Source organism: Pseudidiomarina sediminum DSM 21906 (assembly GCF_000423165.1).
Classification (GTDB): Bacteria; Pseudomonadota; Gammaproteobacteria; order Enterobacterales; family Alteromonadaceae; genus Pseudidiomarina; species Pseudidiomarina sediminum.
In genome coordinates, this window is sequence record NZ_KE383983.1 from 817626 (window position 1) to 829910 (window position 12285).

11 protein-coding genes are annotated in these 12285 nt (G+C 49.9%); 5 read left to right on the top strand and 6 right to left on the bottom strand.

What is annotated here, in order from left to right; all coding sequences use genetic code 11:
- Positions 1–11: 11 nt before the first annotated feature.
- From G535_RS13360 to G535_RS0109115, 3 genes are all read right to left on the bottom strand, one after another.
- The gene (locus G535_RS13360; RefSeq protein ID WP_034727967.1) at positions 12–2243 is read right to left on the bottom strand and encodes a heavy metal translocating P-type ATPase; all 2232 of its coding nucleotides are present in this window, start codon (positions 2241–2243) and stop codon (positions 12–14) included.
- Between the two features lie 11 nt (positions 2244–2254).
- Complete coding sequence (locus tag G535_RS0109110; RefSeq protein WP_026861781.1) at positions 2255–2542, bottom strand: metal-sensitive transcriptional regulator; 288 nt, start codon at positions 2540–2542, stop codon at positions 2255–2257.
- Positions 2543–2723: 181 nt separating this feature from the next.
- Positions 2724–3749, bottom strand: a complete 1026-nt coding sequence (locus tag G535_RS0109115) for an NADP-dependent oxidoreductase (protein ID WP_051207109.1) — start codon at positions 3747–3749, stop codon at positions 2724–2726.
- 165 nt (positions 3750–3914) lie between these two features.
- On the opposite strand from G535_RS0109115, the gene G535_RS0109120 reads away from it, so the two are divergent.
- The gene (locus G535_RS0109120) at positions 3915–4349 is read left to right on the top strand and encodes a MarR family winged helix-turn-helix transcriptional regulator (RefSeq protein ID WP_026861783.1); all 435 of its coding nucleotides are present in this window, start codon (positions 3915–3917) and stop codon (positions 4347–4349) included.
- Positions 4350–4415: 66 nt separating this feature from the next.
- Here G535_RS0109120 and G535_RS0109125 read toward each other — a convergent pair whose 3' ends face one another.
- Positions 4416–5153 (bottom strand): YciK family oxidoreductase, encoded by a 738-nt coding sequence (locus G535_RS0109125; RefSeq protein ID WP_026861784.1) that lies wholly within the window; start codon positions 5151–5153, stop codon positions 4416–4418.
- Positions 5154–5400: 247 nt separating this feature from the next.
- Here G535_RS0109125 and G535_RS0109130 point away from each other — a divergent pair, with 247 nt between their 5' ends.
- The 4 genes from G535_RS0109130 (at position 5401) to G535_RS13365 (ending at position 10179) form a co-directional block, all read left to right on the top strand.
- The gene (locus tag G535_RS0109130) at positions 5401–7791 is read left to right on the top strand and encodes a VolA/Pla-1 family phospholipase (RefSeq protein ID WP_026861785.1); all 2391 of its coding nucleotides are present in this window, start codon (positions 5401–5403) and stop codon (positions 7789–7791) included.
- 81 nt (positions 7792–7872) lie between these two features.
- A complete protein-coding gene (gene sohB / locus G535_RS0109135; RefSeq protein WP_026861786.1) occupies positions 7873–8874 on the top strand; it encodes a protease SohB in 1002 nt (333 codons plus the stop codon).
- A gap of 12 nt (positions 8875–8886) precedes the next feature.
- Complete coding sequence (gene smrA, locus G535_RS0109140) at positions 8887–9462, top strand: DNA endonuclease SmrA (protein WP_026861787.1); 576 nt, start codon at positions 8887–8889, stop codon at positions 9460–9462.
- 12 nt (positions 9463–9474) lie between these two features.
- Positions 9475–10179, top strand: coding sequence for a hypothetical protein (locus tag G535_RS13365; protein WP_051207111.1), 705 nt, complete (start codon positions 9475–9477; stop codon positions 10177–10179).
- A 16-nt stretch (positions 10180–10195) separates the two neighbouring features.
- On the opposite strand, the gene G535_RS0109150 is transcribed toward G535_RS13365, so the two are convergent.
- Together G535_RS0109150 and G535_RS0109155 are read right to left on the bottom strand one after the other, a co-directional pair.
- Positions 10196–11488 carry a dicarboxylate/amino acid:cation symporter gene (locus tag G535_RS0109150; protein WP_026861788.1) on the bottom strand — a complete coding sequence of 431 codons (1293 nt, stop codon included), beginning with the start codon at positions 11486–11488 and terminating at the stop codon, positions 10196–10198.
- A 196-nt stretch (positions 11489–11684) separates the two neighbouring features.
- Positions 11685–12281, bottom strand: coding sequence for a Yip1 family protein (locus tag G535_RS0109155; protein ID WP_026861789.1), 597 nt, complete (start codon positions 12279–12281; stop codon positions 11685–11687).
- Positions 12282–12285 lie beyond the last annotated feature (4 nt).

Consider the following 12285-nt stretch of genomic DNA (forward strand, 5'->3'; position numbering starts at 1 on the left):
ACCACAATCTTCTAGCTAAGTTTGTCGAACTTCAGCCGTTGTAAACGCAGTGCGTTGAGTACGACGGAAACCGAGCTTAGTGCCATAGCTCCGCCGGCGAGCCAAGGTGCCAGCAGCCCGGACGCGGCAATTGGAATGCCAACGGTGTTGTACGCAAAGGCCCAAAATAGGTTTTGGCGAATATTGCGGACCGTGGCCTGACTTACCTCAAGGGCTTGCACCAGACCATGTAAGTCAGCGCGCATCAGTGCGATGTCGGCGGTCTCGATGGCAACATCGGTACCCGTTCCCATGGCTATGCCAACGTCAGCTACTGCGAGGGCAGGGGCGTCATTGACACCGTCACCGACCATAGCAACACGTTTGCCTTGTTGCTGTAAACGTTCGATGTGCGCGGCTTTATCCTCGGGGAGAACTTCGGCAATGACCTGATCGAGTCCGAGTTGGCTGGCGATGGCTTCGGCGGTTTGTCGGTTATCGCCGGTGAGCATGACTAAATTCAGGCCCCGCTCGCGCAGGAGCTGTAGGGCGCTGATACTGCTGTCGCGCAGCGTATCAGCGACCGCGATGAAAGCGACCAATTGGTCACGGGCGGCCACTGCCATGACGGTTTTGCCTTGGCGTTGCAGCTGTTCGCGTTGTTGGATCTGTTCTGCGGTACAGCTGATGCCTTGTTCTTCGAGCAAGCGGAGATTGCCAATCCAAAGCGTGTGCTCACCTTGCGCGTCGGCAATAGTGCCACTGACACCTTTGCCCTGATGCGCGGCGAATTGGCTCACACGAACTTTGGCCAGCTCTGGATAATCTTGTTGTAGGCCGGCGACTACAGCTTGGGCCAACGGGTGCTCGGATTGTTGCTCAAGTGCTATAACACCCGCTGCAATATGCGCGTGTTCTGCGTCTACGAACCATATCAGATCGGTAAGCTTAGGCTTGCCTTCAGTAAGGGTGCCAGTTTTATCGAAGACAATAGTATCGATGGCTTGTGTGCGTTCAAGCACCTCACTTTGCTTAAATAGCACACCTTGCTGAGCCGCACGTCCTGAACCCGCCATGATTGAGGTTGGCGTCGCCAGACCTAATGCGCAGGGGCAGGCAATAACGAGCACTGCGACAGTGGCTTCAAAGGCCGCCCGCCAATCGCCCGGCGCCACTAAGCTCAACCAGACAATGAGGGTAAGCACGGCAATCACCAGTACCACAGGTACAAAGATACTGGCGACTTTATCAGCCAATCGCTGAATCGGCGCCTTTGAGTTCTGTGCTTGCTCAACTACAGCGACGATTTTCGCAAGCGCCGTCTCAGCGCCGATTTGTTGTACTTGAACCCGCAAGAAACCGGTGGTGTTAAGGGTGCCACCGATCACTTGATCGCCAACCGTTTTACTTACCGGCATGCTTTCGCCGGTGAGCATCGATTCGTCGATAGCACTGTCACCCTCGAGCACCTCGCCGTCGACGGGAACACTTTGACCGGGGCGGACATGAACGATATCACCGTGGTTTAGATCGCGTACCGCAACCGACTCTGTTTGCTGTTCAGCGACTTCGCGTAAGGCTTGTTGTGGCTGCAATTCAAGTAGTTGCTTCAAGGCGCTCGATGAACGCCCCTTGGCGCGCGCCTCAAACCACTTGCCAAGAATGATCAAGGTGATGAGTACGGCGCTGGTTTCAAAATAGAGCCCTTGATGGGGATCAAAGTTCGGCGTAAACCACGCCAGATAAATGCTGTAAAAGTAGGCCGCTGAAGTTCCCAGCGCGACCAAGACATCCATATTGGCAGCACCTGCTTTTAGTGCATGATAACTGCCTCGATAGAATTGCCAGCCAATAATAAACTGTACCGGTGTGGCGAGCAGGAGTTGTAACCAAGGTGCCATGAGTACGTCAGGAACGGGAATTCCTTGGGTCCAGCTGAAGTGGCCAAACATGGTATAAAGCAAGGGCAGTGACAGCACCGCAGCGATGCCAAATTTTATCCCTTGGCGGCGTTGTTCGGCCTCGCGCGGATCGTTTTCGGGCTTACTGTGATCAATAAGGCTCGCTTGATAACCGGCTTCGCGTACCGCAGCAATGAGTGCCTCAGGATTGAGGTGTTGCCCATTCACGGCGGCCACCTCAGTTGCAAAGTTGACTTGCACTGCAGCAACCCCGTCGATACCGCCTAACGCTTTTTCGATACTGCGCGCGCAACCTGCGCAGCTCATTCCAGAGAGTTGCAGTTGTAATGTCTCGGTCGTCATGCTGGGTCTCCTTAGCGTTTCAATAGGCGTGCGATAGTGACATCTAGTTCGTCTAGGACAGTGTCGTCACCCTTTTCGAGGCGTGTTTTGACGCACGTGTGCATGTGTTGACTGAGTAACTGTTTGGCGACACCGTTCAGCGCCGCTTGAACGGATGCAAGCTGGGTTAAAACATCGTCGCAATAGGTGTCGTTATCGATCATTTTCTGTAACCCGCGAACTTGTCCTTCAATCCGCTTTAAACGTGCGTTTAATTTGGTTTTTAAGGTGTCAGGGTGTGGTGTCACTGTCTGTTGCATGAGCGCAGTTCCATTGGTTAATGTGGTTTTATAGTATACCCCCGTACCCTATTAGTCAATGTAGGAGATTTTTGACAAGAGAGATGATAAATCATTGGCGCTATGCGAGCTCAAGCAGAAGAGAGAATGAGGAAGCTGTGCATTTGTGGCCGTCGCCAACCACAAATGCAGCAATGCAGGATTACAGTTTCACCAGCATCTTGCCTTTGTTTTTGCCGGAGAAAAGACCAAGGAAAGCATCGACGGTTTGATCTAAGCCTTCATAGATCGTGACTTCAGAAGTGATTTTACCAGCTTGCATCCACTCGGTCATTTGCGCCAAAAACTCAGGGTAATGCTCAAAGTAATCGATAACGATAAAACCTTGAACAGTAAGTTTCTTCGAGTTAATAAAGAAGAGATTGCTTGGCCCAGGCTGTGGCGTTTCAGCGTTATAGTTGGCGATCATGCCACAGACAGAAATGCGACCGTAGTCATTCATAACATTCAAGGCAGCTTCTAAGTGCTCACCACCCACGTTCTCGAAATAGACATCAATGCCCTCGGGAGCGGCCTGCTTTAACGCCTCTGTAAGGTTATCCACGGTTTTGTAGTTAATGACAGCATCAACTCCTAGCGACTTAACCCATTGTGCCTTTTCATCGGAACCGACAGAGGCGACGACTTTACAACCCTTCAACTTGGCAATTTGACAGGCAATACTGCCGACAGCGCCAGAAGCAGCGGAAACAAACACCGTGTCATCCGCGTTTAATTGAATGACTTTATTCAACCCAGCCCACGCAGTTAACCCGGTCATGCCAAGCATGCCGAGAAATAGGTGGGCGGGTAGGTCACTCGCTGGCAGCGGAGTGAGATCTGTACCGTCGCTGATGAAGGTCGTGCACCATCCGGCAAGATTACTGACCTGTGTTCCTACTGGGAATTGGGTGTTGTTTGATGCGATGACCTCGCCAATAGCGCCTCCTTCAATGACTTCATTGAGTTGTAGCGGGGCAATGTAAGACTTTCGGTCAATCATACGCGGACGCATGTACGGGTCTACGGATAACCAAGCGTTTTTTACGAGGACTTGACCGTGTTGCAGCTCAGGTAGTTCCTGTTCAACTGTTTTGAAGTTGTCGTGAGTCGGTAATCCCGTAGGTCGAGATGCAAGATGAATTTGGCGGCTGGTAAACATAAATACCTCTTCAATTGGAATGCTCATGCTATGAACATCGCTGTTGATTACATATGCGTGCAAATAAGTTGTGCGCAAACTATTTGCGTGTGAATTTATCTGAAGTTAGGTTAGAATGCAACGATGAAGTGTGTTGCGTAAGCACTAAATTATTGTTGTAATGGCCTCCCCAGCAAGCGAGTACCCTCTGATATGGCGCAAAATCTATCTGATAATGTTTGTTTCACTTTATACAGTGCAACCAATGCGTTGGTACGCGCGTTTCGACCGCTGCTTGACGCGTACGACCTTACTTATCCGCAATACATAGTGATGCATTCATTGTGGTACAAAAATCAAGTGAGCTTGAAAGCACTCGCGCAAGACACCTATCTTGATTCGAGCACCTTGACGCCAATTGTGAAACGATTGGAAGCGAAAGGATTATTGACGCGGAAGATCTCCCCTGAGGACGAACGTAAAAAAATCATTAGCTTAACCGAGAAGGGCGTTAGGTTGCAGCAGGACGCTGCGGAGCTGACCGCGACACTTATGGCGCGTTCAAGTATGTCTTTAGAGCGTCTTGAGCAATTACGCCTGTTGAGTTTGGAGTTGCGCACCGAACTGGCTAAAGCAGAGGCGTCTTAAGCGTATGCGTCAATAAAAAAAGGCAGCAGATGCTGCCTTTTTTGTGGAAGGAAGCTGCGGGTGATGTTATTGTGCGTTGAGCGACTGTCCATTGACATCGAGACTTGCGTCACTCATTAAATACAAATAGGTCGGCATTAAATCCTCTGGTGTTTTTAATTTATTCCGATCTTCCGCTGGATAAGCCCGCGCGCGCATCGCGGTGCGTGTCGCCCCAGGGTTGATGGCATTGATGCGAATAGAGCTACCTTCGTATTCGTCAGCCATCACTTGGACCAACCCTTCGGTAGCGAATTTTGATACTGCGTAAGGCCCCCAAAAGGCGCGCCCTTTGCGGCCAACACCAGAAGAAGTGAAGACGATACTGGCATGCTTGGCTTTCTTTAAAGCGGGCATCAAAGCTTGGGTCATCAAAAACTGCGCTGTGACATTCACTTGCATTAGGTCGTGCCAGTTACCATGGTCGATATGTTCGAAAGGTGACAAAACGCCCAACAAGCTGGCGTTATGCAGTAAGCCATCGAGGCGACCAAACTGTTCAATAATGGTTGCGCACATACCTTCGTAATGGCTATAGGTCGCACCTTTCATATCCAGCGGTACAATCGCCGGCTCAGCACCACCTGCCGCAACAATGGCGTCGTAAACGCTTTCTAACTTGCTCACCGTGCGTCCTAGCAAGATAACAGTAGCGCCTGCTTTGGCGAAAGTTAACGCGGCTTCTTTACCGATACCGTCACCGGCACCCGTCACAAGAATCACTTTCTCTTGTAAATCATACTTTTCAACGTTGTTGTTATGCATCTCGGTCATTTTCGGCTTACACTAGGTGAATGGATGTGGCTTAAGTGTACTGTTTTTTCGTTGGTATCTCAGCTGTTGCGGATAAATTCTGGGAAAATACTTTTAACTTAAGCGTTAGCAGTGTATAAAAATTTGTTAAGTTGATCTCTTGTCCTACCAGTTAGAAAAGGCGATGATAGGCAAGATAAAGAAAAGCATCTGCAGGTGCTCAAGATATAACAATACGAACAAGGATTGGGGAAGCCTCATGAAAAAACTCTTACTTGTAACGGCGATTTCAAGCGCCCTTACGCTAGCCGGTTGTGGTAGTGGTGATGAAGCACCAACATCTGAAACCGTCGATTATCAGGTGAACGCCACACGCGTTGTTTTTGACCCTTCAAATGGTGCCATATCTGTCCCTTCAAATATCTTATTAAGCGGTAGTGTTGATGGTACCTTGAATATTCCAGTGGCTGATCCATCAGACAATGCCAACCCACAGGTTGCGTTGAATGGTTTGGACGGCTGGGGAACACACTCAACCTTAACCTTTGACTTCTCGCTACCTGACGATGCCAACGGTAATCCTGTTGCTGTTGATGCGAACTCGCTTGAAGCACCAGGTAGTATTCGTATTTTTGAAACCATCATGGGTGGCACAGCTGTGAATGAAGCCTGTGCAGCAGCAAGCCCTGCGGCAACTTGTGCCGTGGTCGCTGAGTTGACCTATGGGGTGGACTTCATCGTTAAGGCGACCGGCCCAGCCGGTGTGGCCGTTATTCCGTTGAAGCCTTTGAAAGCCAAAACAGGTTACGCGGCGGTATTGACCTCGAACATTACTGACGAGTTAGGGCGTTCAGTTTGGCCATCGCAAACCTATGGTTTGATGCAACGCAATGCCGATACCGATCCTGTGTCAGCTGATGCGTCAGCGGTTGGTTTACAGCGTCTTATCAACAGTCACGAAAATGCGCTTGCAGCTTTTGGTGTTGATAAAGAAGAAATTATTTATGTTTCTAGCTTTACCACGCAGTCGGTAAATGATGCGTTCGGCGCGATTAAAGCTTTGTATGCCCAACAGTTCTCGCAAGGTGCAGGTCCTGCACTTATGGCGCAACCGACGGGCATGTCTGTGGGGGATATTTTGGTGGCTTCAGGTCGCTTAGATGCTAACCCGCAAGATCCTGCGTATTTAGCAGCAATTTCAGCCAGTGTGTATCAAGCGCAAGTGACTTTGCCGTACTACTCACCAGTGCCGACAGCAGAAGATCCACAAGCACCATTGAATGGTCGTTGGCAAGCAATGTGTGACAGCCCAGCATCAATTCTTGGTGCGATCGGTGCTGGCGCTTTGCCGGCTGCTGCAGTTGACCCTGCAGGCTTACAAGATCCAACACGCTTGTTGCCGCCGTACAATTGTTATGACTTCCCTGGCGTTGATGAAGAGCGTCATATCACCAAGTACAACCCAATTCCTGCGGCAACCACGCAAATGGATATCCCAGCGGTTGTGACGGTACCTGACGTCGCGAAAGCGAACATGTTACGTGCCGCACAAGGGCTTGATCCTCTTGTTGAACCAGCGAACGGTTGGCCAGTGGTGATTTTCCAACATGGTATCACCGGTGAGAAAACCAACGTCTTTGGTATCGCAGGTACGTTAGCGGCCATGGGCTTCGCGACTGTGGCGATTGACCATCCGTTACATGGTGATCGTGGCTTTGGTCCGATTAACGCAACCACCGGCAGTGCCACGGCTTATATGAACTTGGCAAGCTTACTGACCGCACGTGATAACTTGCGTCAGTCGATTGCTGATTTGTTAGGCCTACGGGTTAGCTTGAATGCTGCGATGGGTGCGCCATTAAACGGTCAGAACGTTTATTTCCTCGGTCACTCGTTAGGTGCGATTGCGGGAACTGGCTTTACTGCAATGACCAATGCTCCACTTAGCGGCCAATTGGCTCCTGCATCAGCCTTGTTTAAGGTCAATGCCTCATCGCTAATGGCGCCAGGCGCAAGTGTCGCGAACTTCTTGTTAGCGTCACCATCGTTTGGTCCTGTGATCAAAGGCCAATTATTGTATGCGGCGAATGCTGATTTCGCGCAAGCGGTGAACAATGCTGCGCAACAAGCTGGCGTCTCGCCAACCTCACCAGCCTTCCAAGGTTTGTTGGTGCAGGTGTATCAGCAGTTCTGGGCCGGTTTAAGTGCTGCCGAGCAAGCTAGTATCAATGGTGTGTTTGAGCAGTTTGCCTTTGCCGCTCAGTCGGTGATTGACTCTGCTGACCCAATTAACTACGCAGCGCAAGTGACGGCGACCGAAAGCCCAATTCACTTGATTGAAGTTGTGGGGAATGGTGCTGACTTCCTTGCTGACCAAGTGATTCCGAACACGGTTGCAGGTAAGCCTTTGGCTGGTACGGAAGCATTGATCAGTGCCTTGCAGCTTGAATCAATCACGCAAACCACAGCAAGTGTAGATGGTTCAAAAGTATCAGGTGCGGTTCGCTTCACCGAAGGTTCGCACAGCTCTATTGTTGACCCTAGCGCCTCTGCTGCGGCAACGATGGAAATGCAAATGCAGGCAGCGGGCTGGTTTAGCACCAACGCGACTGCGATTCCTGTGACGAACACTGCAGTGATCAAGCAATAATCTGTATACTAGAACACAGATGAGTTTTGAAAGGGCCGCTCGTCGGCCCTTTTTTATTGCTGGTAACCAATTGAGGTGAACATGGACTTTTTGCTCAGTATTGCTGACTTTGCCCTGAAAGCGGCGGTGATTGTACTTGCCGTTGCGCTGGTGGTTGGCATCGTAACAACGGCTGCGGCGCGGCAACGCAAGCAGCAAGGTGAGTTGCAAATTACGAACCTATCGAAACAGTTACGGGCGATCGGAAAAAGTATCGAACATGAACTGTTGAGCAAGAAACAGCGTAAACAAGCGCAGAAGGACGAGAAGAAAGCTGAGAAGCAAACGGCAAAAGCAGTCGCTGAAGCGCAACCACGTATTTTTGTGCTCGATTTTAAAGGCAGTATGGATGCCAAAGAAGTGGACGCTTTGGCAACGGAGGTTACCGCCATTGTGAGCGCCGCAAAAGCTGGCGATACCGTGTTCGTGCGGTTAGAGAGTCCAGGTGGTGTTGTGCATGGTTATGGACTAGGTGCGGCACAGTTACAACGATTGCGTGAAGCCCAACTTAACTTAGTGGTGAGCGTTGATAAAGTGGCAGCCAGTGGTGGTTATATGATGGCCGCTGTAGCAGAGCATATTGTTGCGGCACCATACGCCATCATAGGTTCTATTGGCGTAATCGCGCAGCTACCGAACTTCCACCGTTGGTTGAAAAAGCACGATGTTGATTTTGAGCAAGTGACTGCGGGCGAGTACAAGCGCACCTTAACCATGTTTGGTGAGAATACCGATGCTGATCGGACCAAGTTTAAAGAAGACTTGGAGCAAATCCATCAGCAATTTAAACAGCACATTAGCCACTATCGACCGCAGGTAAACCTTGAGCAAGTCGCGACGGGGGAGTATTGGACGGCACAGCAAGCCCATGGTTTTGCCCTCGTCGATGAGCTCATGACGAGCGATAGCTGGTTGCTCAAGCGCGCGTCAGGTCACACCATTTTGCATGTCAGTTATCAGCAAAAACGCCCTTTAGGTGAACGGATCGGTAAAAATGTCACAGCAGTACTTACCAGCATTCGGGAGTTTTTGACAAAGTCGTAAACTGGAGAAGTTATGAGTGACGATTTTGAAGCTTTCCGCCAGCAAATGGCGGATGTGAAACCTTTGCGCAGTGATGAGGTGGTGACGCCGAGAAAGGCAAAGCCAACTGCCGCACAGGCAGAACGCCGCAAAGCGGCAGAGCAACAGTTAGAAGACGATATCAACTATTTGTCGATGGAGTTCGTCGACCTAGTGGAACCCGAAGCGCTGGTTGAATACCGCCGCGATGGGGTTCAGCACGGGGTATTTAAACGCTTGAAACAAGGGCACTACACCATCGAGGCGAGTCTAGATTTACACCATCACAGTCTCCGCCAAGCACGGCAAGCGTTGTTCGACTTTGTGCAACTGTGTCATCGTCGCGGTGTACGCACCGCTATTGTAGTGCACGGCATGGGGCGTCATTCCAAACCTCACCCGGCGTTATTGAAAAGCTATGTGGTGAAGTGGTTAAAGCAATTAGAGCCAGTGATGGCCTTTAACAGTGCTCAGCGCCAACATGGTGGAGCGGGTTCTGTGTACGTCATGCTGCGTAAAAATGCCGAGCAAAAACTTGAAAATCGCGAACGTCATCAAAAACGTTGGTGAAGAGAGGTCATCATGAAAGCAAGCCTGTTAGCCGTTACTCTTGTGGGAGCACTCACACTTTCCGCCTGCGCTGAGGCAGTTCCTGAGCAAACACTTTCCGAGCGACTCGGTCAGCAATTGACTGAGCGTATGGATAAACGCTACAACACCGACTTTACCTACGATAGTTTTGAGTTAAACACCCTGACCGCGGAGTTGTTGGCGACAAGTGTTGGTGTTAAAACACGCATCGATGCGTTAGATGCCGGTATGAATCAGCTGTTGTGGGCCGAGCAGGTACAACTGGAAGGTGACTGGTTAAGTCAGCGCAAAGAGCAACTGACGGTCGATCGAGCGACTGTACGTAACGCTCAGTTGACCATCGCCTACTACGGCAAAGGGCGTTCAAATTTACATGCTGTGGTTGAACAAATGCAGCAGCAATTACCCGTACAACAGGCCAGTCAAAAAGTGAATTGGCAGGTAAATTCGGTAGTTATGGAGAATGTGGTCGTTAATCTCTTCGACCAAGGCCAGCCGTTGCTGAGTGTGCGTCTCGAGCAGCTTGAGCTGCCCAAGCTCCATAGCAACCACGATGCGCAAGAATGGGTGAATAGCTTGTTAGGTCCGTTGTTGGAGCAATTGTTGGCACAGGCCGTGCGCGGCGAGAGTAAAACAATGACCGTGGATAGTCAGGCTTTAATGGGCTTTATTTGGCGGGAAATGGGGGCGTTTTAAAACGCCCCCAGTCGTTTTAGAGGTGGACGTCACGCTCTTTTAGATCTGCGTTTTCATCGTTGAAGATTTCTTCGTCCAGTTCGCCTTCAGATTTAGCAACAATCAGGCTCACCATCGCGTCCCCAGTCACGTTGACCGAAGTACGCGTCATATCTAACAAACGGTCGACACCGATAATCAAGCCAATACCTTCTACCGGTAACCCGACTTGACCGAGCACCATGGCTAACATGATTAAGCCAACGCCCGGTACACCTGCGGTACCAATACTGGCTAAGGTTGCGGTAAGTACGACCATTGCGTAATCAGCAAGGGTGAGATCAATCACAAACACCTGAGCAATAAATACTGTCGCGACACCTTGCATGATCGCAGTACCATCCATATTGATGGTGGCACCTAAAGGTACGGTGAACGAGCCAATTTTGTTGCTCACACCCAGACGCTTGGTTACTGTCTCAAGCGTGATCGGAATGGTGGCATTACTGCTGGATGTGGTGAAACCAAAGATTTGCACTTCGCGCATTTTCTTGAGGAACACTTTGGGGCTTAGTCCAGTGAGGCCTTTTAAGATCAACGAGTAGGTGACCACGCCGTGCAAAATGAGCACCACGAAAACGAGCAAGAAGTACTTACCAAGACTGAAGATGGTGTCAAACTCAGTTTCGCTAAAGAGCTTGGCCATGAGAGCGAAGACACCATAAGGTGCAAGGTTCATCAAGATGATGACCAGCTTCATAATCACTTCGTTGAAGTCGTCAAAGAAGCCTTTCAAACGATCGCCAGGCTTACCCACCAAGGCCATAGCAATACCAAACAACAAGGCAAAAATGATGATTTGCAGCATGTTGCCGTTCGCCATTGCTGAGAATGGGTTTTTCGGGAAGAGGTCGATGATAACTTGTGCTAATGATGGTGCCTGCGATGGCTCAAAGGTTGCATCGGTCGGCATTGCGACACCAGCGCCTGGTTGAATCAGTACACCTGCCATGATCGCGAAACTGATGGCGATAGCCGTGGTGATCATATAGAGCAGTACCGATTTGCCGCCAAGACGACCGAGCTTACTTGGGTCACTAAGCGAGCAGGTACCGACGACCAAAGATACAAAAACTAACGGCACTACCAGCATTTGGAGAGAACTGATAAAGATTTGGCCGATGACGTGGAATAACCCTTTGGTTAAGTAGCCTTCGACTAAAACACTCTCCGGAAATAGTAATTTAAGTAGAAAGCCAACCAATATCCCTGCAAACATACCTATAACGATACGCGCTGTTAAGCTCAGCTTTTTCTTATTATCACGCATACTGATTCCTGTTGTTGAAAATAAAACTGGCAAAGACTACCAGAAAACATTCGATGATTTTAGTATTGTACGCAGAAGCTGCTGTAAAACCCTATAAACTTGCGGTGACTAACTGTAAAGACGGAGCGCGACGAAAGTAGCGCGAATAAATAAAAAAACGCTGGCATTTGCCAGCGTTTTTTGTTCCCGACGTTGTTTACGAGTATTGCGGGCCGAAGCCATTTGTCCAGACGATGGCCGACGCCACCATGAGGATCACTAATAAAATAAGTCCCGCGGTGACCACCGAGCTGGCGTAAATAAAGCCGCGCTCTTCTGGAATATGCATCAGGATAGGAACGCCCGAGTACAATAGGTACACGGAGTAAGCAATTCCTGCAATAAACGCCAGTGTGACAAACCACAGTTCTGGGTAGAGCGCCGATACACCCGACATAATGACAGGTGTTGCAGTGTAGGCTGCAAGTTCCATCGATTGGGTGAAGGTGGGTGAGGCGCCGAAGGTTTTAGCCATCCAGTGAATCAGATAAGCCAAGGCAAATGTAGCTGCCAAAATTCCCGCATACATCGTTACTGCGAACAATACTGCGCTAGGTTGGGTCAAGTAGGTCGCTTCGCGCGTACCAATACTCCAACCTAATTGTGTCGATGCGTAGTAGGCCGCCGCACAGGGGAGCAAAGCGACGATAAGGATATGACTGATTGCAAAAGTCATACTCTCATGACGTTGGTCAATGGTTTTCCATTCTTCCCGAGGGTGTGCGTACAGTCCCCAAATATGATTCAAAATCATGGTG